Below are 26,513 nucleotides of genomic sequence, written 5' to 3'. Positions count from 1 at the left end.
ATCATCTCTTTTTAAGCTAATTTAACTTAGGCATGGCAGACAAACTTCTCATCACGGAATTTTCGACCTTGCTTATATGCTCGCGAATAGCATCATCTTTAATTGATGACACCATAGGCTCAACGCCGCCATATTCAAACCCTAGCCCTAACAACAGCCACACTTGCCACTCCGTCTTGAAAAATTCGCTTTCTAAAAACGGATACCTACCGCGTGCCTTAAACAAATTGGACTTGTACTCAGCCTGAGGGGAGAGCGGAATCTTCGCCTCCTCGTGGCATTCCCGCAAAAATAGTTGATTCACACAAAGCTGGGTAAGATCTCGCAGATTTTCAAATGCTGACCTTAGCACCGCATTAAATTCACCCACCACTGCCGTACCGTCAGTCGGTGCAGGAAAATATCTCAGCAAAAGCGTTGAGGCTATCGAGTTCAGATCTATTGCCGAAAATAGCGGGGAGCAGAGATTGGCCATTGCCGGCCCAAAATTCAAACACTTGGGCGATCTGGGGCTTTTATGAACATAATTACTGCCCATGTCTTGCTTTTCAAACTGATAAACATTCAACACCGCGAGATTTCGATGAGTTATCTCACATAACCAAGTGGCGCTATCAATTACTTTTACCTTATTAACGAGCGGCGAAAGTGTATTTTTGGTTTTTGATTGCGCCCGCAATGTAAATGGTAAACCGGGAAACCAACTCTCATATGCATGGCTCCCGCCAATTAGATCTGGAATAGTATTAATGAGGTAACTATATTCATGCGGACGATCTGATTCATCCCAAACAACACACGCATCACCTACTTCAACCTTGGAAACTCTATCTCCATTAACTTCAACTCCCATCGCGCTTGAGATTGATTTTAAAACATTCACGAATACTGCAGTCTCGAACGACCACGAGGATTCATAGGTTGAATTAATTGACTGAGAGTTTGGCGTGGGTTTTTGAAATTTTCCCGCTAAAATCGACGCAGCCCCTAGAGACAACTTGTTTAAGTCCGCGGTTTCACCCATCAAGCCAAACCTCATTAGCACTTGATGAAATTCAATAGGTCCAATCGGAGCACCATACTGCCCCCACACGTGAAAAAAAGGAGGTTTATCATTAAACAGAAAAGCTGTTCCCAGCTTGGGATGAAAATTCGCCTTCTCAGTTAACAAATCCGGCGAAACTTCAATCGCCCTCAAAAAAGATTCAAATAGTGGCAGGGGTGACTGTAGCTCGGTAGTTATCTCAGCTTCTACACCTACATGCAAAGTTATTTTGGTCTTAGTATGGCGTAACTGCTTCGCCATAAGTGCAGTTATCATCCACGCCGAAAGCCCATTACCTACAATGGCAATTTTTTCAAAATTCATTATCGTCTAATCCCATACAAACTCATACGAGACGCAGGCGGATGCGCAGCGACACTAGTTGCTGATTCGCCGAGCTGACTAACTATTTGATTCAGATGAGCTGGCATTCCCCTAATTAAGCCAATTGCTTCGTGAATATTACTTTCAGTGAGCCTCGAATCCAAATTACCAGGAAAAAGCCCTTGCCCCAAATATACAGCCAACCAACTAGGCGGCATAAACAAGCCTGTGTCGTACTCCACAACATGAGCGGTTGTTTTAAAAATATCAATTTTTTCCTGAAGACTATTCGGCAGCGTCATATTTGCACAATGCCGCCAAAACTCTTCTGGTCGATCATTCAATGCGTAGTGAAGAATAATAAAATCCCTGACTTTTAAATATTCGTTTTCCATCTGCCGATTAAATTCATCTTCTTCTAGCGCACAATTTTTACAGTCTCTTGGAAGCAGCTCCAATAATTTTAATATTGCTACTTCAACCAAATAAATGCTTGTCGACTCAAGTGGCTCTAAAAAGCCACAAGCCAAACCAATTGCGATACAGTTGTTTTTCCAGGTTTTTTCGCGAACGCCAGCTTCAAATTTTATTAACGCAGGATCCCGGATCATGTCCCCGGACAAATTAGCTTCAAGTTCTCGCAATGCCTGTTCTGAATTGGTAAATTCAGATGAAAACACATGACCATTTCCTATCCGGTGCGTTAACGGAATTTTCCAGCACCACCCTGCGGTTTTCGCCGTGGAGTGGGTATAAGGTTGCATGACTACATTGCCTTCTGTGGGTACCGCGAGTGCAGAATCACAGGGCAACCATTTTTTCCAACTCTGAAACTCAACACCCAGCTCTTGCCCTAATAGTCTGGAGCGAAAGCCGCTACAATCAATAAACAAATCTCCCTCGACACATTGACCGGAAGCTAACGTCAGTGACTCTATAAAACCAGTTTCCGTATTTTTATTAACAGTAACAACCTGCCCTTCGATTCGAGTCACACGATCTTCCGCGTATGTTCTTAGCAGCTTGGCGTAAGCGGTAGCATCAATATGGTAGGCATAAGAAAAAGTGGACAACACATCATCCGGGTTAGCAGACGGGTAACTGAATTTTTTTTCTCTGGCCAATACATTCCCCACGGAAAATGAGTCAAATGGCGCTATGCCTGCCCCAGCGTTTTTAGCACCCAGCCAGTAATGATGAAACCCGACTCCTTTAATCGGAAACCCATGATCCCCAAAGGGATGATAGTAGTCACTCGTCTCATTCCCCCAGCCGGTAAATCGGATCCCCAATTTGTAGGTGGCATTAACGGACTGCATAAAATGTGATTCTTTGATCCCAAGCATATCGTTAAACGCTCGGATATGCGGAATGGTTGCTTCGCCAACGCCAACCGTTCCGATTGCATCAGATTCGATTAAAACAATTTGCGCATTCTCCGAACTGACAAAACGAGCAAAGGCGGCAGCTGTCATCCACCCTGCAGTTCCACCACCAAGAATGACGTATTTTTTAATCATCTTTCTGCCACCCCAATAATCAACCAAAAAAAAAGCGCGCCTGAGCGCGCTTCTTCAACATCTAATTAAACAGCAATTAGAAGTTTGCTCTTACAACGAAAGTATAACGGGTATCGTCTACGAACCAAGTACGAGGAACCATCATATCCGAATCGATCTTCGAATAAGTACGGGTTTCTGTATTCAGCAAGTTAACAGCCTGGAGACCAACTTTGATATTGTCAGTGATGTTATAGAAAGCTGACGCATCCATATAACCCTGATCATCGTTGTACACTGGCAGCCCAGTAATTACGTCACGCGAGGTGAGCAAATACTCTGAACGCCAGTTATAAGCCAGACGCAAAGACCAATCATACTTTTCATACATCAATGCGAAGTTCGCAGTGTGATCGGACTGACCTTGCAAGCCCAAATCACCGGTAAACGCAAAGTTACCTGCGTCACTACTCAAGTTGGAGTTAGGCACACCTTCCGCTTTGATATAGGAGTAGTTTGCCTGAACACCTAAACCATCAAACGGCGAAGGCAACATATCGTAGAACTGCTGATATGCCAGCTCGAAGCCTTTCATTGAACCATCGCCGCCGTTTTGCGGACCAGCAATAGCAACCGTTTGGGTAACACCAGTCTCCGGGTTGGTGAAATCACGCGCGTAGGCGCCATTAATGAAGAAGTTCTTCAGGTCTTTGTAGAACAAGGACACAGTCATAGAACCACCTTGAGCGAAGTACCACTCCCAAGACGCATCGTACTGAATTGACTCCATTGGCATCAACATTGGGTTGCCAGAGTTACCCTGCCAGCCCATGAAGGTCACTTTGTCCCCATCTACAATGCTCTGCTCGTTCATTTCCTCGCCATCTCTTGCGAGGTACACCGGCATTTTAACGACCTCGCCAGTTACAGGTAATTTCACGTCTTTTAACAACGGGCCATCAGGTATTTTAGGATCATCATAAATGCCACAGTCAACTTCCGCTGTACCACTCATACAAACATCACCGTTTTTCACGGTTGCAGGAAGCCCTGAAGCATGGCGAACACCATTTATTACCGGCGTTTCTGGGTGAGGATTACTTGGCCCCCAGAACGGCTGCTCATAGGTGAAGGTTGAACCATCGGCAGTACCAATATTTACGTAGTTTCTCAGATCGCCAATATCCGGATAAGCAAGCGCTTTGGATATGCCCACGCGAAGGATTTGATCGTCCGTCAGGTTGACTTTCATGTTGAAGCTTGGCAACACATCATCAACGGTGCGTTTAGCCTCATTTGGCGTGTAAATCCCGTTTGCAAATTCATAAACTTCACTAGTCAAGAAATTGTTGGCGTTGCCTAAGTATTCGTACTTCCCATCCACATCATACAAATTATAAGCTGCGGGATTGACGTTTTTAGGGTCCCAATTTGGAGGTAAATCATTGCTTTTGGTAATCAGAGGATAGGTAGTAAATCCCTCGGTCTCGTTAGTTACACGCACATAGCGAACACCAATGTTACCTGTGGTAGGCAAACCGGCCAGCTCGGTTTCGAAATCGAAACGCACGTAAGCAGCGGTATTGGTTTCAGTGGTGGTATTGATTTCACCATCCAGGAAGAAACCATTCAGATCATCTCTCTTGACACACGCGGTACCATTCCATTCGGTACGCTCATCTGCTGGGCGCCACTCGGAGTTACAGTTATCAGAGTTATTTGCGTCATACATACCCGCGAAGTATTTACCCCAGTTTCTGTACTGCTGAGTCAACTCATCACTCGGATGAATAACTTTATTACCAGCACCTTGAATATCTACAATACCGCCACGGTAGAAGTCGCTCCAATCAATCGTTTGGTAAGCATCGCCGGTAAATGAGGCATCGAGCTCTGTTGTATCAAGCCAACTACCATTGTTATCCCACAACGGACCCAAACGATCCCAGTTATACGCAGAGTTGCGCACTGTTTGCTCACGCTCAGCGGTGCGGACACCCGCTTTAATTTTGGTAAAGAAACCATCCAGCGCATAATCAGCATCGATACGGATAGCATCAGAATTACCTTCGCTGCGCTCAAAGTGATCCATTGCCGCGTTGTACAGATAGGAGCTTTCAGAACTGAAATACTCATCACCCTTGTCATAGGTAGGGTTGCTTGTTGGTGCATATGACCAAGGGTTTAACACGGTTACGGCAGGCTTTCCTCTTAGATCCACATCCATGATCGCCCAAGTCATAAACATTAAGGTGACGTCGTCATCTTCTGTTTCTGCTTTAATGTGTTGCAAATCAAGTGACACTTCTAACTTATCGCTAGGTGTCCACTTCAAGTTAAAGCCAAAGTCATCAATAAGGGTACTTTGCTCTTTGTAACGGTTGTCTGTTTGGAATCTGTGACCAAATACTGGTACAGCCGGGCTGCTCCAACTGGCGTTATGCGGCACTTGCTGGCCATTACCACGCCAGCCGTCTTGCATGTGCGCCAATGAGCCACTCAGGAATACACCATTCTCATCAAACTCATACTGCTCACCTGGAGCACCGTAAGTGGTGCCGGTGTTGAAATCCATTTGGCTCTTAATTGCATTCTCAGTCCACGCCAGAGTTGCATCTGAACGCATAAACTGGAAGCTGGCCAACAGAGTTTCATCACTGCTTTCCCACTGGGTAGCTAAAGCGATACCGGTACGATCACGGGTATCAGTCTTCATGAACATGTTCATACCGTTGGGGATCAATACACCTTGGGTTCCAATATCAGTGTCAGGATTCAGTGGAGGAGTACCACTGTTAGGACCACCAGTTACCAGAGAACCGTCATAGGTATATGGGTTAGTCACATAACCAAATCCAGGGAAAATGCCATTGCCGGTAAGACGACGGAATTCATAACGGTCAACCTGAGCACCATGAGAGCTAGCCTCAAGGTTGGAATCAGAAGCGTTAATCAGGAAACCAAATTCGCCTGCGGAAGTATCCCAACGATCACTGAACAAAAACGAAACAGTAGGAGTCAACTCTTCTGTCATGTCGGCATAAGTGCCATCCGCAGAAAAGGAGAATACGCGACCGTCCTGGTCAAAAGGCTTGCGAGTACGCAGACTTACAGTACCTGAAATACCCCCTTCGATCATGTCAGCAGTCTGATTCTTGTAAACATCAACTCCTGCCATCAACTCTGGTGGAACGTCTTGGAAACTCAGACCGCGACCGGAGTTAGCTGTAAAAGAGTCACGGCCGTTAAATTCTGAACGAGTTTGTGACATACCACGAATCACCGCACCCGAACCCTCTACACCTTTATGGTCGGGGTCATTCGCTGCCGCGAAGCGCTCGATAGATACACCAGGAACACGAGACATTGCTTCAAGTACGCTACGATCGGGAAGCGAACCAATGTCGTCAGCAGAAATAGCGTCAACGAAGGTGTCGGAGTTACGTTTGATTTCCTGCGCGTTCTGCAAGTCTGAACGCATGCCGGTAACAACTACTTCCTCAACGCTTGCGTCTTTTTTCTCATCTTGCTCAGCAGTTTGCGCAAGAACCGGCACACTCATCGCCATTATGCACATCGCCAACATCGATCTTTTGAACTTTACACCCTGCTGTAGTGCGGTTTTATCGTTTTTATGGAAAACCATAAGCCAACCCCTTTGTTAAATTTATGATTAGGAAATTTTTAACGCCTTTGTGTCAATTAGACCCAAAGTCTCATCGAGTATAGATCAAGGATTAACAGGATCACGCAAACCTTGCACACTAGTAATTGTTTTTGGCAAGGCTTTCGTATCCTACGCGCCAAACTTGTTTTTTGTCAATATGACTATAAGTCAAAAACGAACAAAATATAGGCAACCAAAATGTAAATTGACAGCGCTATCAATTTAAACCCAATGCATCAATCACTGGTGATTTTATGTTTCACAAATAAAAATGCCCATCATTTCTGACGGGCATTTTATGCGACATAACAATGACTTTTACGCCAAAAAAGGATGCCTTAAGACGATAGTTTCAACTCGGTCAGGGCCGGTAGAAATAATATCAATCGGCGCCTTGATTAACTCCTCAAGTCGACGAATGTAAGCACGCGCGTTGGCAGGCAATTCCTCTAATGTTTGAGCACCTACGGTGGAGTCATTCCAACCTGGCATTTCTTCGTAAATTGGCTTGAGACCAGCCCAACCATCAGCATCATAAGGCATGCTGGCAATTGGATTACCCTTAGCATCCTGATAACCGATACAGATTTTGACAATCTCCAAACCGTCCAGCACGTCCAGCTTGGTCAGGCAAATACCAGTGACGCTGTTGATGCGATTGGCGTGACGCACCGCAACAGCATCAAACCAGCCACAACGGCGCTTGCGGCCAGTGGTAGCACCAAACTCATGACCTTTTTTGCCCAGGTACTCTCCAATTTCACAACCCAATTCTGTTGGGAATGGACCAGAACCAACGCGAGTTGTATACGCTTTAGTAATACCCAATACATAATCGAGATACAAAGGACCGAAACCGGAGCCTGTTGCTGTACCACCAGCGGTGGTGTTGGATGAAGTCACATAGGGATAGGTGCCATGGTCAATATCAAGTAACGAACCCTGAGCACCTTCGAAAAGGATGCTTTCACCCTGTTCGCGCGCGGTGTGAAGTAATTCGGTAACATCCGCCATCATTGGAATAAGCTGCTCTGCCCACAATTTACAATCGGCAAACACTTTGTCGAAACTAACGGCCTCAACTTTAAAATAACTGGTCAACACAAAGTTGTGATACGAAAGGATTTCCTGCAGTTTTACAGCAAAGGTATCCAGATCCAGCAAGTCGCCCAAGCGCAGACCTCGGCGAGCAACTTTATCTTCATACGCAGGACCAATACCGCGACCTGTAGTGCCAATCTTGGCATCACCACGGGCGAGCTCACGCGCCTGATCCAGCGCAACGTGGTAAGGCAAAATTAACGGGCACGCTGGCGACAAACGCAAACGACTGCGCACTGGAACACCAGTCGCCTCCAAACCGGCAATTTCTTTCAACAGAGCCTCTGGAGAAAGAACCACACCATTGCCTATCAAACAAGTAACGCCTTCACGCAAAATACCGGAGGGAATGAGGTGGAGTACGGTTTTCTTTCCGTCAATCACCAAGGTGTGGCCCGCATTGTGTCCGCCCTGGAAGCGAGTCACCAGGGAGACCTGATCCGTTAACAAATCAACAATCTTGCCCTTGCCTTCATCACCCCACTGGGTGCCCAAAACCACAACGTTCTTGCCCATGACTGGTTTAACTCTCTGTGCTAGATAAAAATAAAATGAATTAATTCAAGCGCTGAATTTGGTAGTGACCATCCTGTAAAACCAGGACGCGATCACACCCCAACTCTGACAAGTCAGCCGATGCGCCAACACTAATTACTCGCTCTCCGAGCGAACGCAACTCGCTTATTTTCTGCCACTGCAGCTGATCATTAGATTCGACGACGGCAATTGCTCCGATAAAAGTCCGCGGCAAAAGCCCCAACTTGCTTATCGCAGTGATATCCACCGCAAAACCGGTTGCGGGACGAGCACGACCGAAAACTTCGCCGATGTGATCATATCGACCACCACTTGCGATGGGATTTCCATAACCTGGAGCAAAAGCGGCAAACACCATACCCGTTAAATAGTGGTAGCCGCGCAACTCGCCCAAGTCAAAATATAACTCTGCGGCGGGATAGCGCTGCTCAATAACATCAGCAACTTGTGCCAATTGATCCACAGCATATAAAGCATCATCTAGCCCGGCGAATAAAGTTCTTGCCTTTTGCAGCACAGATTTATCGCCAGCCAAACCGGGCAACGCTAAAAACAGGTCTGCAATAGCGGGCTGCCTTATCGTGGACTCTACCCAAGTGCAAATTTCAGTCATCGCCTTGCGTTGCAACAACTCAAAGAATGTCTCTTCCTGGATTTTGGTCAATCCGGCACTGGTTGCTATAGCGCGATAGATACCAACATGCCCCAAATCAATATGCTGTCGAGCCAAACCTGCGACGCGCAGTGACTCTAGCAATAGCGACACCACCTCTATATCTGCCGCAATGCTGGGCTCACCGTAAAGCTCAAGCCCCGCCTGAATAGGGGTACGGGTAGCCAACGGATTTTTGGGGCGAGTATGAACTACGTGCCCGGCGTAACATAAGCGATTAGCGCCTGCGCGATGAAAACTATGGGCATCCATTCGCGCTGTTTGAGGGGTAATGTCTGCACGTATACCCAGGGTGCGACCACTTAATTGGTCAGTAACTTTAAATGTAAGCAAATCAACATCGCGCCCTAACCCTATCAACAGGGAATCTGTGTACTCCAGCAGCGGAGGGATGACCATGTCATATCCCCAAGTGCTATAGAGATCCAGCAGGCGACGACGCAAGGTATCTATGGCTTTAGCCTCGGCGGGGAGAATTTCTTCCACTCCATCCGGTAATAACCAGCGATCAGCGTAGGTCATAAGCGACTCAATATTCAGCAAAAATCCGGCGTACGCGCATAAAAAAACCGAGCGAGCGGCTCGGTTGCGGCATTTTAACACTGTTTGTTACCAGATTTGTAGGCCAAATCTGAACTTGGCTGGCAAAAGTTGCCCGACCAAAACAACAAGGCCCGCAGTTGCGGACCTTGTATTAATCAGTTTTTGCCGTGCGGGTCTTTTAAGTAGCGGAAGAAGTCGCTCTTAGGATCAACAACCATCAAATCCTCTTTGCCGCTAAAACTTTGGCGATAGGCGTTGAGACTGCGCACAAAACTGTAGAACTCAGGATCTTTGCTGTAAGCCTCTGCAAAAATGGCCGCTGCCTTCGCATCACCCTCACCGCGAATACGTTCGGCATCGCGATAGGCATTAGCCTCGAGCACGGCACGTTGCTTGTCAGCATCCGCACCAATTACTTCCGCCTGCTCTTTACCTTGAGAGCGATACTCGCGCGCTTCTTTTTCGCGATCCGCGGCCATACGGGCAAACACAGACTGACTAGCTTCTGGCGGGAAATCAATGCGCTTTACGCGGATATCCTTGACTTCAATACCCAGCAACTTAATAGCATCTACGTTAATGCTTGCTGTGATTTCGCTCATCAGTTCATCGCGCTTGCCGGAGACCACATCATGCAGGGTACGGCGACCAAATTGGTTGCGCAGACCATCTGCAACACGCTGAGCCAGCCGATCTTCTGCCAGCATTTCATCACCACCAGTCGCCTTGTAGTAAGTTTCCACATCTTTCACTTGCCACTTGATGTAAGAGTCCACCACCAAACGTTTATTCTCTACCGTAAAGAAACTCTCCGGGGTCATGTCTGCTGTAAGTAATCGAGCATCAAATTTGCGCACCTTCTCCGCAAATGGCAGCTTAAAATGCAACCCTGGCGGAACATCAGCCTTCACCAAACGACCAAACTGCAACACTACTGCACGTTCGCGCTCGGTAACCACATAAACACTGCTGGAGACTACCAACAATCCAATAACTAACAGGATAAGAGCAAAAAAACCTTTATTAGACATTAGCGCAACTCCCTACGTACAAGCGGTTTGGTAGCTTCAACACTCGGTGTCATGCGCGAGTTGAAGCTGTCTGTTTGAGCCTGCGGCTCCACGACACTTGAACGATTACCCATACGATCCAAAGGCAAATACAACATATTGTTTCCACCGGCCACGTCCACCATAACCTTGGACGACTTGGACATAACTCCTTCCATAGTCTCGATATACAGTCGCTGGCGAGTAACTTCAGGGGCACGCTTGTATTCCGTCAGCAAGCTTTCGAAACGATCAGATTCACCCTCTGCCCGAGCCACAACTTCTGCTTTGTATGCCTCAGCTTCTTCCAGCATGCGTTGCGCACGACCACGCGCTTCAGGAATTATCCCGTTAGCGTACGCCTGTGCCTGATTCTTCAGCCGAGCTTCGTCTTCTTTCGCTTTAATAACATCGTCAAATGCCGAGCGAACCTCTTCTGGGGGGCGAGCTTCCTGGATATTCACGTTAATAACCTGAATCCCAGCACCATACGAATCCATATACGCCTGTAAGCGCTGTTTCACTTCGGCAGCAATTGCTTGGCGCCCTTCTGATAAAACCTGATTCAACTCAGTAGAACCTACCACGTGACGCACCGCCGAATCGGTTGCATGACGTAAACTAACTTCAGGGTCACGTACGTTAAGCACATAGGATTTCACATCGGAAACGTTGTATTGCACCGTAATTGGCAACTCAACAATGCTTTCATCTTCGGTCAACATAAGACCGCGCGAAGGATATTGACGCTCTCCAGTCACGTTTACTATGTAGACATCTGTAATTAACGGCGCATTCCAATTGAGACCTTCCGTTTTAATCTCAGAGAAAGCACCGAACTTCAACACTACCGCACGCTCTTTCGCATCCACCTGGTAAAAACCGGTACCTAAATAAACCACCAACACAATAAAACTCGCTATCGCGATAAATGGAGTTAAATTGGTGCCGCCAGAAGATTTACCACCGCCTGAGCCGCCACCAAAAATACCATTCAGCTTGTCTTGCAACTTTTTGAATGCCTCGTCCAAATCCGGTGGGCCGTCGTTATTGTTACCACCGCCGCGGCCACCCCATGGGTCTTTGTCTTTTCCCGGTTCATTCCAGGCCATAGTTTTTCTCCAGATCAAAAATAATAGGGTTCTGGGGGTTGTTACACCGCATTACAACTCCCCCGATAAATCCTGTTCAGCGGGAACCGCATCCGCCCAAACCAATTCCTCAAATGCCATTGATTCAACACTGAGGATTCGCAACAAATCGCTTTTGGGTACACGTATCTGTAAAAGACTGGCGCCATCGTCACGATAATCTTCCGCGACCACTGCCTGCTGGGAATAAAGCATAGCGCGTAAGCGCCCCTGTTTGTGAGTTAATACCAAACGACCATTAACTACTTCTTTACCCAAAAGCTCGGATATAGCCTCTTGTAACAACTCACAACCAGCACCAGTTTGTGCAGATAACCAAACGGCAACAGGCTTTCCCGCATCATCGCGATCAATATGAGGCTCAGTATCTGTTAGCAAATCGACTTTATTGTAAACACGCAATTGCGGCAATTCAGCAGCATCAATTTCCTCCAGCACCAGCTCGACCTGCTCAATATTGCGAACCCGCTCTTCTGCCGCTGAATCTATCACATGCAGAAGTAAAGTTGAGTTACTGGCCTCCTCTAACGTCGCACGAAACGCTTCTACCAATTTGTGCGGAAGATGACTGATAAACCCCACTGTATCAGCCATAACGACCGCACCTATGTCGGCAAGCTCAATACGGCGCATGGTTGGATCCAAAGTCGCAAACAACTGATTCTCAGCATAAACATCCGCACCGGTAACACGATTAAACAATGTGGATTTTCCAGCGTTGGTATAACCCACCAAAGACACTGTGGGAATTGCAGCGCGCTGCCGCGAGCGGCGCCCCTGCTCACGCTGGGAACGCACTTTCTCCAAGCGCTGTTCAATCATAGTAATACGATTGCGCAACAAACGGCGGTCAGTCTCAAGCTGGGTTTCACCCGGGCCACGCAAACCTATACCGCCCTTTTGTCGCTCAAGGTGGGTCCAGCCGCGAATCAAGCGCGTAGCTGTGTGGCGCAACTGCGCCAGCTCAACCTGTAATTTACCCTCAAAGGTGCGGGCGCGCTGGGCAAAAATATCCAGAATCAGCCCCGTACGATCCAATACGCGACACTGCAATTCGCGCTCTAGATTACGCTCCTGACTCGGAGTCAACGTGTGATTAAAAATTGCCAGCTCGGCTTTGTGCTCGACAACCAACTGCCGCAGCTCCTCGAGCTTGCCAGTACTGATTAGAAATTTTGCAGTGGGGACAATACGAGAGCCGGTCAGAAAAGCAACAGGATCACCTCCTGCTGACAAAACCAACTCTTCAAATTCGCGAGGGTCTTCGGCATCTTGGCCATGAGACAAGTTCAGGTGAACCAGCACAGCCAGCTCACCTGATTCTGGGCGATCAAAAAACAATTAGCGACCTATTCAATTGGATTGATAGATTACTCAGCTTGCTCGTCTTCTTCGCCTTCGATACCACCAGCTTCATTGAGCAGTGGCACACGTACCGCACGGGATGGGACTACGGTAGAGATTGCGTGCTTGTAAACCATTTGGCTTACAGTATTTTTCAGCAGCACTACGAACTGATCAAATGATTCAACCTGGCCCTGTAACTTGATGCCATTTACCAGGTAAATGGACACAGGTACGCGTTCTTTACGCAGAACGTTCAGGTAAGGGTCTTGTAAACTATGCCCTTTTGACATGTTTATTCTCCTCGGGACAATAAATAATAAGAAAGCAAAAATTACCCACCCGAAACACCTAATACACCCAGTAAGGAGGGGGTGGAAGAATGCATGAAAATCTGACTAGGGTTCTCACGTGGGTATTATATGGCTCTCGTGCCTATAAAATTCAAGGCGCAACGCACAATTTCTTCCTTTGTGAGTGAAATTCCCTGCTCAGTCTCCGTGAATAACCAGTGTAGATCAGTATTTGCACTTGTCGACCAACCGCGCAACCAGGTGAATTGTCTTTTGGCCAACTGACGCGTGGCGATAATTCCACGCTCCGTCATCTCGTTGTAATCCCATAGCCCATCAAAGTAATCCCACACTTGACGATACCCGACCGCGCGAATTGCAGGCAGGTCTTTGTGCAAATCGCCGCGCTCATAAAGCGCGCGCACTTCTTCAATCAAGCCTTTTTTGAGCATGATTTGAAAGCGTTGTTCAATACGTTTGTGCAGGATAGAACGATCACGCGGAGCGATTGCCAACTGGTAGAGATCATAACGCTCGGCGATTGACCCCGTACTTGCCTGTGAATGTTGCAACTCTCGCAGTTGCGACATGGTTTTGCCACTCACCCGATAAACTTCCAACGCACGACTTAACCGCTGCGAATGATTGGGATGAATCTCTGCGGCTGTCTGCGGATCCACCGCTGTGAGCTGCTGATGAATGTAGGACCAGCCAAACTCGTCTGCCTCGCGCTCGATCTGCGCACGCACGTCTGCATCTGCCGCAGGCATTTCAGCCAAACCATCCAAAAGCGCACGAAAATAAAGCATGGTTCCACCAACCAACAACGGAATTTTTCCGGCGCGATGAATATCGGCAATTTCGCGCTCCGCATCGGCGAGAAAATCTGCTACTGAGTAAGGTTCCGAGGGATCGCGAATATCAATCAGGCGATGCGGCGCAGCGGCCAACTCTTCGGCTGTCGGTTTTGCGGTGCCTATATCCATCCCGCGATAAACCAGGGCGGAGTCCACACTAATCAACTCCACGGGTAACTGATGGCGTAAGGCAACAGCAAGATCTGTTTTTCCGGAAGCCGTTGGCCCCATTAAAAAAATCACCGGCAATTTTTGCACGCTAACTGCACTCATTACTGACCACGCATAAATAGTTTATCCAGATCATCCAGCGACTGGAGTAACCAGGTTGGTCGGCCGTGATTACATTGACCGCTGCGCTCAGTGGCTTCCATATCACGCAACAACGCATTCATTTCCGGAATAGTGAGTTTGCGGTTGGCCCGTACCGAACCGTGACAGGCCATAGTGCCGAGAATTTCATTGATGTGATGTTGGATGCGCTCGCTGGTGCCGTGCTCAATTAAATCGGAAAGCACATCGCGCACCAGCTGCTCAACTTTCGCGCGATTTAGAATCACCGGAATCTGGCGAATCAAAATGGTTTCCGGCCCAGCGCGTTGCAATTCAAACCCGAGGCTTTTAAAAATATCACTGAAATTTTCGGCACAGTCCGCTTCTTTTTCGCTAACTGCAATCGATTCCGGCACCAGCAGTGGCTGCGTTTGGATACCTCCGCAGCCAAATGACTCTTTCATGCGTTCGTAGGTAATCCGCTCATGCGCTGCATGCATATCCACAAGAATTAAACCTTGCGCATTTTCCGCCAGGATATAAATTCCTTTCAGTTGGGCGAGCGCGTAACCCAACGGCGGAATATCTTCACTGTGGGTTTCCGGCAACGGATTATTTATTAATGGCGATGCATGCAACGCGCCATATACCGCCATTTGTTCCCGTACAGTATTTTCATCAGGCGACGATGATCTAAACGAAGATTGATAATTACTTTGATAACCCGACGAAACCGGTGCGCGAAAACCAATCGTTTCCTGCCCTTTAAATTCACCGGCTGCAATACCTTGAACAGCTTTTGGTGAAGAAAGAGCAAATGGATTCACGCCGGGTGTGTCATCACTTTCGCTGGTGTCGCGTCGCGCCAGCGTATCTTCCGGGCGCACGCGCGCCAGAGCGTGATGCAAACTTGAATAAATAAAATCGTGCACACTGCGATTATCACGAAAACGCACTTCGTGTTTGGTGGGATGGACATTGACATCAACGGTCGACGGATCCAATTCCAGATACAACACGAATGCCGGGTGGCGACCATGGTACAACACATCCTGATAAGCTTGGCGTACTGCATGGCTCACTAACTTGTCGCGAATTGCGCGACCATTGACATAAAAGTGCTGTAAGTCCGCCTGGCTGCGCGAAAAGGTTGGCTGCGCAACCCACCCCCATAAACGCAGACCGCTGCGCTCGATATCGATATGCACCGCATTTTCCATAAACGCCGGGCCGCAGACTTGCGCCACACGACGCTCTTGTTCCAGTTGCGAATCGCCCGCACGCCAGGAATAAATGGCGCGATTGTTGTGACGCAAATTAAAAGCAACATCGAAACGCGAGAGCGCCAAACGCTTCACTACATCTTCCAAATGCGTGTATTCGGTTTTATCAGTGCGCAAAAATTTACGTCGCGCCGGGGTGTTAAAAAATAAATCACGTACTTCAACTGTAGTTCCGCGCGGATGTGGTGCGGGCGACACTTGTGTTTCCATATCGCGACCTTCCGCCACCACTTGCCAACCGGCGCTGTCTTCTGTGGTACTGCTGATTAACGCCAGGCGCGCCACCGAGCTGATACTCGCCAGTGCCTCCCCACGGAAACCTAAAGTAGCTACGGCTTCAAGATCATCAAGCTCGTAAATTTTGCTGGTTGCGTGACGACTCAGTGCGAGTGGCAGATCATCCCTTTCAATGCCACCACCATTATCGCGCACGCGCATTAATTTGATGCCACCTTCTTCCACGTCGATCTCCAAACGCGTAGCCCCCGCATCCAGGGAGTTTTCGAGCAACTCCTTGATAACGGAAGAAGGACGCTCCACCACCTCACCAGCGGCGATCTGGTTGGCAAGGCGCGGACTGAGTAATTTAATTTTGCGCATGGAAAAAACCGCGTTGATCGTTTTCAAAAATAGCGAAACGTAAAGCCGTATTATGAAGCGGGAATTTTAATGGTTTGCCCGATTTTCACTGTTGGGTTTTTCATATTATTGTGACGCAACAACTGCGTTACCGATACACCGTAGCGAGTCGCAATACCCGACAAAGTATCGCCAGCGATTACTTTGTGTTGGCGCGGCAGTGCGGCAGTTTGCGGAATTATCGGTCTAGATACCGGCAAGGTTGTGGGCGCCACCGGCGCAACGGCAATGGGTGCGACTGCTGCACTGGTACCGTTCACGGGGATTCTCAAAACTTGTCCGAGTTTTACTACAGAATCTTTCATATTATTGTGACGCATCAGCTGCTGGCTACTCACACCGTAACGAGCAGCAATCGCGGACAAGCTATCGCCAGCGACCACCGTGTGCTGCCGCTCAAAATCTTTAATGCCGCCCGATTGCAATTGCGCAGCAACATAGGTTCCTGCCGGTGGATGCTGGTAAAAATATTGGCGAATTCCTTTAAAGACTGAACTCGCCATTTGTTTGCGATACGCCTGCGTCGCCAGCTTGCGCGATTCATCCGGATTGGAGATAAAACCCGTCTCCACCAAAATGGAAGGAACATCGGGCGATTTCAACACCATAAAGCCCGCTTGTTCCACATGACGCTTGTGCAAGTGCGCAATGCCACCCAAGGAGCTCAGCACATGATGTCCAACCTGTAAACTGGAGTTCAATGTTGCGGTCATGGATAGATCCACCAACACCCCCGCGAGCACCTGATCTTTATCATCGAGGCTGATGTTACCCACACCGCCAATTAAATCCGATTCGTTTTCACGCTCCGCCAAAAAGCGCGCAGTCTCAGAGGTGGCACCGTTGCGAGATAGGGCAAAGACCGATGCACCGCGCGCGCTGGCTTTGTGAAATGCATCAGCGTGAATTGAAACAAATAAATCCGCTTTCATAGTGCGCGCAATATCGCGGCGTTTTTTCAGTGGAATAAAATAATCGCCCGTGCGCGTTAGCTTTCCGCTAAAGCCAGGCTGGGCATTAATCGCTGCTATCAATTCTTTGGCGATGGCGAGTGTCACTTCTTTTTCGCGGATGCGATTCGGCCCCATAGCGCCCGGGTCCTCACCGCCATGCCCCGCATCAACCGCAATTATAATCGTGCGTTTTCCTTGCAAATCCACATTCGCGGGCGCCGGTGTTTTATCGTTGACAGTTGGTGCCGGAGCCGGCTTGGTTGCCGCCACAGGTGCAGTGCTTGGTGGAGGATTATTCACGGCGGGACTTGCCGCGAGCTTTTCATTGACGGCCGCAGGCTTTTCACTAACAGCCGTCGTACTTACCGCGGTAGAGGTTGCCGCAGGCTCATCGTAAAGATCAATGACCAAGCGATCATGCATACCGCCGTGGGCTTTGAGTAAAAAACTGTTGGGGGCAATTTTCGCTTTTAAGTCCAGCACCAAGCGCAAATCAGTTTTGTTTTGCACATAGCTGCGAATGGCCAACACCGGTGTATCGGCCAATGGCAATTTAGTGAGGCCAGCATTTAATTGACTCGCGGGCACATCCAAAATAATTCGGTCGGGGTTATTGGCGAGGGTCAGGCTGTGCTGCGCGGGTGCGTCCAGGTCCAGCACTATGCGAGTGTGGTCAGGAGCGCGCCACACGCGCACGCCGTTAACCGTTGCCGACTGGGCAGCCTGGGCTATAAAAAGCAGCCCCAGAAAAATAACTCCACCAGCACGGCGCATAGAAGACATAGGCAAATTCAAAACTGGGATACTCTCTATCTGCTGATAGCAACAGCTTTTTGTGGTTATAAAGTCGCAACTTCTATTATTTCACTGGCACGACAACAGGCGCACTTTACCGCAAAACCCCGATTTCACTCTAGCAAAATTGCCAATTAGATCACCGTTTAACCGACTTGGAACCGGAAACTTTCCCGCTATTCTGTGAACCAGGCACGACTATACTCAAACCAGCTTCTGCATGATTGGCGCCCAACACTAGCAACGGTATAGCTTATGCCCGTATTTTCCCGCCCTTATCGCTATTTCAGGCCACTGGCCAAATATCAGGCATTGCTAGTCGCTGCTTGCAGTTGTTCGCCAGCATTCGCCATTAGCTACGGGATTTACGATTCGCGTGCCCTCGCGATGGGCGGTGCGGCTACGGCTATAGGCAGCCATGCTCAGGCGGCGTTTTACAATCCCGCCTTGCTCGCCTTTCACGAAGAAGAGGAAGAGGCCGGGCGCGATGGGCGAGTTTACATTCCCAACCTGGTCGTACAGTTTACCGACGGGACGGAATCGGCCATTGACGCAATAGAGGATGAGCTGGATACCCAACTGAGTAGCGCGATCGAAAACTTCAACGATGCACCGATAGAAACCACGGCTGGATTGATTCGCGATGTCGCTACCGACTTGCGCGATGTACTGGACGATATTGCGCAAGACGATTTATCGCTCGACAGTTTTATCGGCTTTAACATTAGCGAGCCGAGTAATCGCGAGGGCGGTGGATTTTATTTTGGCGCGCGAGCCTTGGCTGGCGGCGTTGCCAACGTGAGCGAGTCCGATCGCGCCCTGCTAGGTGATTACATAGATTCCATGGGGCGCGTTGCCACTGGTGAAGCTCTCACGAGTGTAGCGGCCGACTACCCGCACCTTATCAATAGCCGCGGCCAGCTGATTGACCCGACCGCCACGCTTACGTCCAACGCTGATGTCAGCGCCTTGATTGTGAGCGAATGGGGTATGGCGATGGCTAAACAATTTGAGTTTTTTGACCAATCAATCGCCGTGGGTATCACCCCCAAATTAATGCGCGGGGATGCCTTCCGCGATACTGCCGACTTCAACGATGGCCTGGATTCGGTGGATGAAGCCGAGGACGAATTTAAAGATAGCCAGGAAACTCATTTGGCGTTTAACGCTGACTTTGGCATAGCCGCCACTATTGCGGAGCACTACCGTGTGAGTCTTACCCTGAAGGACGCCTTCAAAAAAACGTTTAGCACGCAACAAGACCCTGATCCGGTGACGGGCGAACCCGCCCCTGATTTGAAAGTCACCTTGAGTTCAAGGGCGCGCATGGGCTTGGGGTATGTGGGTGATAACTTCAGTGTTGGATTGGATTACGACCTGGATGAATCCACCCCCATGGCCGAAGAAGCCGGTACCCAGGAGTTATCGCTCGGGGCAGAATATGTGTTTTGGGATAGCCTGGCGTTGCGCGCCGGTTATCGCAATGATCAAACCGGTCTTCACGAGAATATGGCAAGCGCGGGGCTTGGTTATCGCTGGAAGCGTTTCGTGGTGGATATTGCCTATGCGAGCGGTGGGAATTATCAGGGCGGAGGTTTGCAACTGGGATGGACCTTTTAGGTTGCATCCCGTTTTTTCGTTTTTATGCTCGCCACTTTTTCGTAACTCGCTACCGTTTCATAAACTGGCTCACATCAAATACCTGCGCGGCATGAGCGCGCATAAATTCAATAAATTCTACTTCTGCCATAGGTTTGGCAATCACGTAACCTTGCGCCAGATCGCAGCCGTCTTTTTTCAGCATTTGCAGAGTTTGGTCGTCCTCCACTCCCTCGGCAACAGTTGTTAAACCAAGCTCGCGCGCCATTAAAATGGTGGAACGCACAATGCTGTGATTGCGAGGATTGCCGATCATGTCACTAACAAACGTGCGATCGATTTTTAATTCGCGAATAGGGAATAGGCTTAAATAGGAAAGCGATGAATAGCCAGTACCAAAATCATCGACCGAGGCATAGACACCCAATTCGCTCAATTCCAATAACACCTGCTTCACCCGCTGCGGATCGCTGGCAACCGATGTCTCGGTCAGCTCCAATTTAATATCACTTGGCAACCCCTGATAGCGTACCAGTGCGTGACTGATGGCTTCACCAAGGTTGGTTTCAATCAGATCAAACGCTGCAATATTGACACTAATAGCGCAAGGCAGATTGCGTTTGCGTAAGAGCACAGCCACACGCACGGCCTCGTCTATCATTTGCGCGGTGACCTGCTCGATTAAGCCGGAGTTTTCCAACAACGGAATAAATACGTTGGGTGGAATAAACCCCAGGCGCGGATGTTGCCAACGTACCAGTATTTCGGCAGAGGTAATTTTACCGCTGCGTAAATCCAGCTGCGGCTGGAAGACAGGAAAAAGTCCTTGCACATTACCGTCAATAAAAATTGAAATAATATCCAAGTCCAAACGACTGGGTTCCATTGCTGTTTCATAAGCCATCCAGCGGCGACGGCGCGCAACACTCATGGCCATGGCGGTTTCTGCATGGCGCATTAACTTTCCGGCTGAACGCCCATGCTCTGGCCAATAGGCAGAGCCACCCACGAATTGCGAATTCAAGCCGGGATCTGAATTCGACATATCCGTCATTAGACGATCCAACAACACTTGCGCGTTACACTTATTGGTAAAAATCGCGAACACCCCACGCCCGAGATACGCTGACATGGCGTCAGTTAACTTCACCAGATGCATGGCAAACGCGTTGACCACCAACTCCGCGCGTGAGAAACCAAAGGTGCGCACAATCACATCCAGATCCACCAGTTTTACAATCAGGATTTCTTTTTCCTGTTTAACTGGCTGCTGGTGCGAGTGAAAATAATCATCCACTTGCTCAATAAAATGTTGCAGCTTGGCTAAACCGGTTTGCGCATCAAAATTAGCGAGGTAGCGCAGCTCGTGCTCTGCCATTTCGCGCTGAGTGAGTGCATCGCGAAGCTCCCGTGTATGGACGGCGACCGTGCGCTTAATGCTCCAGTACCAGCCTGCGGCGATTAGTAGAAGAGCAACTATGGTCGCTAACGCCAGCCACAGACTATTCATCAATGACGTATCAGCAGCAGAAGGCTCGAGTTCTGGTACCCATTTTTCATAGAGTTGCTGGTAGCGCCCTGAAGCGATAGTTTCACTGAGCGAGTCCTGCAGCCACTCCGCCAGTTCCGGTTTGTTTTTATTGACCGCAAACGCATAACCGCGCGACCAAAAAGGAACGCCCATGCGCTCCAGTCGCCAATCATTTTTTTTAAGCAGACTGTCAACGGCGAGACTGGTCAGCACTGCATATTCCGCGTCGCCATGCAGTAAGGCCTCTATCGCAGTAACCGTATTCGCAGTAACCACTAACTCAGGTTGAATAGCAGAGCTGCGCAATTGCTGATGAGCGAAAGATTCCTGCTCAACCACCACCTTATGACCGTGTAGATTATCAATAGAGGAAACGCGCACTGCACCGGGTAAGGCGTAGATGGAATGGGAAGGGTAGTAATAGGCATGGGTAAAAATAAAGCGCTTGGCCCGCTCAGCGGAGTAATACATGGGCATCACGTCGATGCGCCCCTCTTCCAGTGCACGCATCATATCCGGCCAGTTACCCAGCTGATGCTCAGCTTTGCTGCCACCGGTCTTTGCAATCTCCCGGGCCAACTCCACGTTAAAGCCTTTAGCCTGGTTTTTCTCCATCCATTCGAGCGGGGGAAACTCGGCATCCCCGCCAAACAATACGCGCTGGGGAGCGTCATTGGCTTGGCAGCTAAGGCTGGTAAACACCAGCCACAGCAAAAAGCTTCGTACCCGACCAGCAAAGGGCCTGGGCCGAACAAGTGGTTGTTTGTGCATGAATATCCCTCACCACACTAACTACTGGTCAGTCTCTCCGCGCGGCAGGGTTCAAAGGAGGGGGGAGTAAAGGCCAGGGCATGACACTCAAATGGAGCTGTAACCCCAAGCCTAGGCCAGATTCAGGGTTTTCACCAACTTGCGGCGATGTTAAATCACCAGCGAAAGCTGAGTTTGTAACAAAATATGGCGGCCAACAGGAGCCTGACGTATTTGCAAAGCAATGTCGGCGGTCGGCAGCAAGCTGAAACCGCGCTCGGGCCATTCGATCAAGCAGATGTTGGGCGCCACAAAGTAGTCGCGAATGCCCATGTACTCCAACTCTTCCGGATCTCCCAATCGATACAAATCAAAGTGGAACAGTTTGCGTCCGCCAAATTCATAGGGTTCAACCAGGGTATACGTTGGGCTTTTTACAGCACCGGTGTGGCCAAAGGCGCGCAGTATGCCGCGACTAAGCGTGGTTTTTCCCGCACCCAAATCGCCCTGCAAATACACCGACATTGCACCTTCGCAGGCCGCCAAAACATGCCCCAGGCGCTCGCCAAAGGCAACCATTTGCTCGTCATTATCCAACTGAAATTCGTAATGGTTCATCAGAGTAATTCACCCAGATAGGGGATTAAATCCGTAGCGAGCAAGCTACGCTCGCCGTGATCGGCAGCGGCCAAGTCACCAGCGCAGGCATGAACGACCGCACCCAGACGCGCCGCATCAGCAAGCGATACCCCTTGGGCAATCAAACCACCGAGGATGCCGGAAAGCACATCGCCCATACCACCGGTCGCCATCCCCGGGTTGCCATCGGTCACCACGCCAATAGTTTCATTGGCCGATGTCACCAGGCTGCCAGCCCCTTTAAGAATGACACTGGCGTTGTATTTGGATTGAAGCGCACGCACGGCGGCAAAGCGATCCGCCTGTACCTCAGCGGTAGCCTGGCCCAACAGCCGCGCCGCTTCCGCCGGGTGCGGGGTCAGCAGCCAGTTGTCGCGCTTCACACTGGCGGGAACCACTCGTCCAGCCGCGAGGATATTGAGTGCATCGGCATCCAGCACCAGAGGCAGGCCACTTTTTACTGCCTGCTGCAACATCTGCTCCGACCAGGGCGAACGCCCCAAACCTGGGCCAACAACCAATACGGTTGGGCGTGCAAGCAAAGGCTCAAGCTCCTGTCCGGATACCACACCACACGCCATAATTTCCGGGCGACGCGCCAGAATTGCCGGAATATGTTCCGGACGAGTCGCAATACTCACCAAGCCTGCGCCAGTACGCGCCGCTGCTTCAGCCGCCATAAGCGCAGCGCCGCCAAAACCAGTATCACCACCGATCACCATTACATGGCCAAAATCGCCTTTGTGCGCATCAGCAGCGCGCGTCGCGAGCAGCGGCAGGAGCTGATTCAAATGCAGCCTCTCAGCGGTTGGCGACACCTCCGAATAAGAGGAATCGGGCACTGCCAGATTAGCCAGTACTAACTCACCACAGAGTGCCGGGCCGCGCCCCGTCAATAATCCCCGCTTAACGCCTATGTAGGTTAGGGTAATTTGCGCTTGGACTGCCGGGCCTGCCACTGCGCCGGTATCCGCTTGTAAGCCCGATGGGATGTCCAGGGCGATAACCGGCAAACCACCGGTATTGATCTGCTCAATCGCTGCGGCGCATTCAGTGCGCACCGCACCTTTCAAACCTATCCCCAGCATGGCATCCACAATAATGCCCTCGGTGGGCTGGGCCCCGGGTGGCACCACCGTCACACCCTCCTGAACAGCAAACTCATAAGCCTGACGCACTTCATCGCGCAGTTGATCCGGCGCTACCAAGGCAATCACCTGTACCGGGAACAACCGCTGTGCCAACAGGCCAGCCAACACATAACCATCACCACCATTGTTGCCGCCACCGGCATAAATGCTGATCAAGCTGGCATCCGGGAAGCGCTCGCACACCAATTCAAAGGCCGCGCGCCCGGCGCGTTTCATGAGTTGGATGGAGAGAATGCCTGTAGCTATGGCAGCGGCATCTATGGCATAGGCCTCGGTAGCGGTGTACAAAAAAGGTGAGTCGGCGGTGATTTTCATGGCAAATTCCCAGGCTGATACGGCGAACGGGGCGGGATTATACGCAACTTACTTCCGTCAGGCGCACTCCCTTTCGCTGGTGCATTTTCCTCAGCGGATAAATGATCGGGCGAAAGTACTACGGGCGGCACGCAACTTGACTATATTGAGCAGAGTTGCTGATTCGACAGCGACGATGTGTAAACGGAAATGATGATTATTAGCCAGGTTAGCCCTGTGCGTTAGGTGATGTGCGAACCTCCATGTCTGAATTTACCCTGCAAACCATAATCGCCGGCGACTCACTGCAATTGAGTGAGGTCTTTGCCAGTATCGCCGCCCACGAGGGTAATGCGACTGGCCAGCTACGCGCACAACTTGCCAACGAGATTGCGCTGTCGTTTACAACAAGCCATTTGTGGGATCTACAACTACAACTTCCATTGCAACCACTGTGGCAATTATTAAGTAACGCGATCAGTCGCGACGACGAATTCTTCTGCAACACCCAACACCCGCTGCGCGCTCTTTTGCAGGCGCTTTTGACGGGTTGCTATTGGTATCCGCGCGAAGGCAAACCCGCACAACAATTTCAGGATAAATATCTAAGCCTGGTAGAAAGCTGCAAAACCAGACTCACTATCACCGATGAAGGATCAGTCGATAGCGCTTCACTACAAGCAGCCGTGCAACAATATTCCGATTGGCTAGCGGGTGAAGACAAGCGCGCGGCTATGCTTGAAACTCGCCTATGCGAAACCGAATTGGCCAACCTGAAACAAATCAGTGCAGAAACCCGGGTGATCGACCTGATCAATAAAAATCTGGCCGGCCGCCCTCTTCCCACCGATTTACATCCACTGGTCAGCGGTACTTTAAAAAGTGAATTGCAGTATTGGGCATTTAACAGAACGCCTGAAGAATTGATTCAGCTGCCGCTCTGGAAAAGCTGGAACCGTTTGTTACCCGCATTAGGCGAATTATTTTCCAGCGATGACGCGCAAGTTGATGACCAGTTCCTCTACCAGCAGATTCCATTGGTCATCGCCGAACTGGAACGCAGCAGCGAACACCCGGTTAACCATTCACAGTCTTATCAACAACTAATCGAACAACTTTCCGGCTACCTGATGGCCAACATCCAAAAGCAAGCGCTGGAAAACAGCCTCTTTCCCGCGCTCGCCAATAGCGCCGGCCAAAGCAGCAGCAATACCCATGTGCCCTACAGTTTGCTCAAACAAACCGAGCAAATTCATCCGGGCGACTGGTTTATTTTTTTCGGTGAAAACGATGAGTGCCTGCGCTGCAAACTGGCATTAAAAAATCCGGAAGTGGATCAACTGTTGCTGGTAGACCACACCGGGCGCAAAGTAATGATCAAAAGCCACAAGGATTTTGCACTCTGTTTATCCACGGGTATTGCGCGCCCGTTAATAGCGCCGGATATTCAGCGACTCATTGAAAACACTTTGCCAAGCTGGATCGAACGGGCCAACACAAGTGTGCAGGCACAATTACTGCAGCAAAAACAAAAAGCCGAGCAGTTGGTAAGAGCGCTGATTGCCAAGCAACAGGCCGCCGCCGAAGTTGCCGCCAAAGCGCGTGCCGAGGCCGAAGCACGCATGCAACAACAGTTGGAAGCGCGCCGCGCCGCTGCGCGCAAAGCGATGGCTGAAGCGCGCGCACTGGCCGATGAACAGCGCCGCCGCGAAGCCGAACAAGCTGCAGAAGCCGAACGTTTACGTATCGAACAGGCAGAAGCCGAAGCCGCCGAAACACTTGCCCGGCGGCAAATGGCGCAACAGGCAGTGAGCGAATTGCAAGTGGGTGCCTGGCTGGAAATCCAATTGGAGAACGAAAAGCAGCGCGCAAAGCTATCGGTAATTATTGCATCCACCAACAAATATATTTTTGCCGACCAGGTGGGGCGCAAACTGGCGGAATACACTCGCGACCAATTGCAGGAGCAGGTTGCACAGGAGCAGATAAAAATTCTGCGTAATGGCGATAATTTTGAAGATCAATTAGCCAAAGTCATTCGCGGTTTGCGACGTGACCTCAGCTGATAGTTTGCACTATTCACTCATGCGTAATGACACTCACTCATTCATTAACCACTTCATGGACAGCGCTATGGCGAACAATTACAGCGATTCCGAACAACGCCAGGAGTTTCGTTTAGACAACCAGCTCACAGTGATTATTGAGCTGGATTCTTCCGCCAGCGGCGACCCCACACTGGTGGTTACCCAAAGCCTGGATATTTCCGCCAACGGCTTGCGTGTAATCGCTACGCAAGCCGTTGCTACCGACATTATTTTGCGCTGCTGCATTCGCGATACCGAACACAATCGCCAGTTTTTGTTGGTGACGGAAGTGAAATGGTGTCGCCCGCAAGCCGCCACGGGAGATTATCTACTGGGCTTGAGCCTGTTTGATTCCGATGGCACCGACATAGTGGCCTGGAAGGAATTTATTGCGCAGATGTGCACTGATTAATCCCCCTAAGAGCCCTTGCATCTG

General features: G+C 49.8%; 18 protein-coding genes. 3 read left to right on the top strand and 15 right to left on the bottom strand.

Features of this window, described 5'->3' with window-relative positions; all coding sequences use genetic code 11:
* Nucleotides 1-16: 16 nt before the first annotated feature.
* From D0C16_RS20260 to D0C16_RS20205, 12 genes are all read right to left on the bottom strand, one after another.
* A complete protein-coding gene (locus tag D0C16_RS20260; protein ID WP_151034018.1) occupies nucleotides 17-1,369 on the bottom strand; it encodes a tryptophan 7-halogenase in 1,353 nt (450 codons plus the stop codon).
* A complete protein-coding gene (locus D0C16_RS20255) occupies nucleotides 1,369-2,889 on the bottom strand; it encodes a tryptophan halogenase family protein (protein ID WP_151034017.1) in 1,521 nt (506 codons plus the stop codon). The genes D0C16_RS20260 and D0C16_RS20255 overlap by 1 nt, the downstream gene beginning before the upstream one ends.
* Nucleotides 2,890-2,965: 76 nt before the next feature.
* Nucleotides 2,966-6,514 carry a TonB-dependent receptor gene (locus tag D0C16_RS24095; RefSeq protein ID WP_191968568.1) on the bottom strand — a complete coding sequence of 1,183 codons (3,549 nt, stop codon included), beginning with the start codon at nucleotides 6,512-6,514 and terminating at the stop codon, nucleotides 2,966-2,968.
* Between the two features lie 339 nt (nucleotides 6,515-6,853).
* Nucleotides 6,854-8,152 (bottom strand): adenylosuccinate synthase, encoded by a 1,299-nt coding sequence (locus D0C16_RS20245; RefSeq protein WP_151034016.1) that lies wholly within the window; start codon nucleotides 8,150-8,152, stop codon nucleotides 6,854-6,856.
* A gap of 40 nt (nucleotides 8,153-8,192) precedes the next feature.
* Nucleotides 8,193-9,368, bottom strand: a complete 1,176-nt coding sequence (locus D0C16_RS20240) for an ATP phosphoribosyltransferase regulatory subunit (RefSeq protein WP_151034015.1) — start codon at nucleotides 9,366-9,368, stop codon at nucleotides 8,193-8,195.
* A gap of 176 nt (nucleotides 9,369-9,544) precedes the next feature.
* A complete protein-coding gene (gene hflC, locus D0C16_RS20235) occupies nucleotides 9,545-10,420 on the bottom strand; it encodes a protease modulator HflC (protein ID WP_151034014.1) in 876 nt (291 codons plus the stop codon).
* A complete protein-coding gene (hflK, locus tag D0C16_RS20230; protein WP_151034013.1) occupies nucleotides 10,420-11,550 on the bottom strand; it encodes an FtsH protease activity modulator HflK in 1,131 nt (376 codons plus the stop codon). Before hflK ends, hflC begins: the two co-directional genes overlap by 1 nt.
* 51 nt (nucleotides 11,551-11,601) lie before the next feature.
* Nucleotides 11,602-12,930: a ribosome rescue GTPase HflX gene (gene hflX, locus D0C16_RS20225; protein ID WP_151034012.1), complete on the bottom strand. Its 1,329-nt coding sequence runs from the start codon at nucleotides 12,928-12,930 to the stop codon at nucleotides 11,602-11,604.
* 29 nt (nucleotides 12,931-12,959) lie between these two features.
* Entirely contained in the window at nucleotides 12,960-13,226 is a 267-nt protein-coding gene (gene hfq / locus D0C16_RS20220) for an RNA chaperone Hfq (protein WP_039912679.1), read from the bottom strand.
* Nucleotides 13,227-13,351: 125 nt separating this feature from the next.
* Nucleotides 13,352-14,356, bottom strand: a complete 1,005-nt coding sequence (gene miaA, locus D0C16_RS20215) for a tRNA (adenosine(37)-N6)-dimethylallyltransferase MiaA (protein WP_151034011.1) — start codon at nucleotides 14,354-14,356, stop codon at nucleotides 13,352-13,354.
* Complete coding sequence (gene mutL / locus D0C16_RS20210) at nucleotides 14,356-16,239, bottom strand: DNA mismatch repair endonuclease MutL (protein WP_151034010.1); 1,884 nt, start codon at nucleotides 16,237-16,239, stop codon at nucleotides 14,356-14,358. The genes miaA and mutL overlap by 1 nt, the downstream gene beginning before the upstream one ends.
* 50 nt (nucleotides 16,240-16,289) lie before the next feature.
* The gene (locus tag D0C16_RS20205; RefSeq protein WP_225318777.1) at nucleotides 16,290-18,014 is read right to left on the bottom strand and encodes an N-acetylmuramoyl-L-alanine amidase; all 1,725 of its coding nucleotides are present in this window, start codon (nucleotides 18,012-18,014) and stop codon (nucleotides 16,290-16,292) included.
* Between the two features lie 267 nt (nucleotides 18,015-18,281).
* On the opposite strand from D0C16_RS20205, the gene traF reads away from it, so the two are divergent.
* Nucleotides 18,282-19,646 (top strand): conjugal transfer protein TraF, encoded by a 1,365-nt coding sequence (traF, locus tag D0C16_RS20200; RefSeq protein ID WP_151034009.1) that lies wholly within the window; start codon nucleotides 18,282-18,284, stop codon nucleotides 19,644-19,646.
* A 49-nt stretch (nucleotides 19,647-19,695) separates the two neighbouring features.
* Here the strand turns inward: traF and D0C16_RS20195 are convergent, their stop codons facing one another.
* From D0C16_RS20195 to D0C16_RS20185, 3 genes are all read right to left on the bottom strand, one after another.
* Nucleotides 19,696-21,927 carry an EAL domain-containing protein gene (locus D0C16_RS20195; protein ID WP_151034008.1) on the bottom strand — a complete coding sequence of 744 codons (2,232 nt, stop codon included), beginning with the start codon at nucleotides 21,925-21,927 and terminating at the stop codon, nucleotides 19,696-19,698.
* Nucleotides 21,928-22,077: 150 nt separating this feature from the next.
* Nucleotides 22,078-22,524, bottom strand: coding sequence for a tRNA (adenosine(37)-N6)-threonylcarbamoyltransferase complex ATPase subunit type 1 TsaE (gene tsaE / locus D0C16_RS20190; protein WP_191968567.1), 447 nt, complete (start codon nucleotides 22,522-22,524; stop codon nucleotides 22,078-22,080).
* Nucleotides 22,524-24,011, bottom strand: a complete 1,488-nt coding sequence (locus D0C16_RS20185) for an NAD(P)H-hydrate dehydratase (protein WP_151034007.1) — start codon at nucleotides 24,009-24,011, stop codon at nucleotides 22,524-22,526. The genes tsaE and D0C16_RS20185 overlap by 1 nt, the downstream gene beginning before the upstream one ends.
* Nucleotides 24,012-24,253: 242 nt before the next feature.
* Here D0C16_RS20185 and D0C16_RS20180 point away from each other — a divergent pair, with 242 nt between their 5' ends.
* Nucleotides 24,254-26,056 (top strand): DUF1631 family protein, encoded by a 1,803-nt coding sequence (locus tag D0C16_RS20180; protein ID WP_151034006.1) that lies wholly within the window; start codon nucleotides 24,254-24,256, stop codon nucleotides 26,054-26,056.
* Nucleotides 26,043-26,489: a PilZ domain-containing protein gene (locus tag D0C16_RS20175; protein ID WP_151034005.1), complete on the top strand. Its 447-nt coding sequence runs from the start codon at nucleotides 26,043-26,045 to the stop codon at nucleotides 26,487-26,489. The genes D0C16_RS20180 and D0C16_RS20175 overlap by 14 nt, the downstream gene beginning before the upstream one ends.
* The last annotated feature ends 24 nt before the right edge of the window (nucleotides 26,490-26,513 follow it).

It is taken from the genome of Cellvibrio sp. KY-GH-1, assembly GCF_008806975.1.
GTDB lineage: Bacteria > Pseudomonadota > Gammaproteobacteria > Pseudomonadales > Cellvibrionaceae > Cellvibrio.
This window is presented reverse-complemented; position numbering and strand designations above follow the sequence as displayed.

Coding starts and splice junctions, on each gene's coding strand:
- mutL (WP_151034010.1), bottom strand. CDS start 16,239: ATGCGCAAAATTAAATTACTCAGTCCGCGCCTTGCCAACCAGATCGCC.
- D0C16_RS20245 (WP_151034016.1), bottom strand. CDS start 8,152: ATGGGCAAGAACGTTGTGGTTTTGGGCACCCAGTGGGGTGATGAAGGC.
- miaA (WP_151034011.1), bottom strand. CDS start 14,356: ATGAGTGCAGTTAGCGTGCAAAAATTGCCGGTGATTTTTTTAATGGGG.
- D0C16_RS24095 (WP_191968568.1), bottom strand. CDS start 6,514: ATGGTTTTCCATAAAAACGATAAAACCGCACTACAGCAGGGTGTAAAG.
- D0C16_RS20195 (WP_151034008.1), bottom strand. CDS start 21,927: ATGCACAAACAACCACTTGTTCGGCCCAGGCCCTTTGCTGGTCGGGTA.
- D0C16_RS20185 (WP_151034007.1), bottom strand. CDS start 24,011: ATGAAAATCACCGCCGACTCACCTTTTTTGTACACCGCTACCGAGGCC.
- tsaE (WP_191968567.1), bottom strand. CDS start 22,524: ATGAACCATTACGAATTTCAGTTGGATAATGACGAGCAAATGGTTGCC.
- hflK (WP_151034013.1), bottom strand. CDS start 11,550: ATGGCCTGGAATGAACCGGGAAAAGACAAAGACCCATGGGGTGGCCGC.
- D0C16_RS20180 (WP_151034006.1), top strand. CDS start 24,254: ATGTCTGAATTTACCCTGCAAACCATAATCGCCGGCGACTCACTGCAA.
- traF (WP_151034009.1), top strand. CDS start 18,282: ATGCCCGTATTTTCCCGCCCTTATCGCTATTTCAGGCCACTGGCCAAA.
- D0C16_RS20240 (WP_151034015.1), bottom strand. CDS start 9,368: ATGACCTACGCTGATCGCTGGTTATTACCGGATGGAGTGGAAGAAATT.
- hfq (WP_039912679.1), bottom strand. CDS start 13,226: ATGTCAAAAGGGCATAGTTTACAAGACCCTTACCTGAACGTTCTGCGT.
- D0C16_RS20260 (WP_151034018.1), bottom strand. CDS start 1,369: ATGAATTTTGAAAAAATTGCCATTGTAGGTAATGGGCTTTCGGCGTGG.
- D0C16_RS20205 (WP_225318777.1), bottom strand. CDS start 18,014: ATGTCTTCTATGCGCCGTGCTGGTGGAGTTATTTTTCTGGGGCTGCTT.
- hflC (WP_151034014.1), bottom strand. CDS start 10,420: ATGTCTAATAAAGGTTTTTTTGCTCTTATCCTGTTAGTTATTGGATTG.
- D0C16_RS20255 (WP_151034017.1), bottom strand. CDS start 2,889: ATGATTAAAAAATACGTCATTCTTGGTGGTGGAACTGCAGGGTGGATG.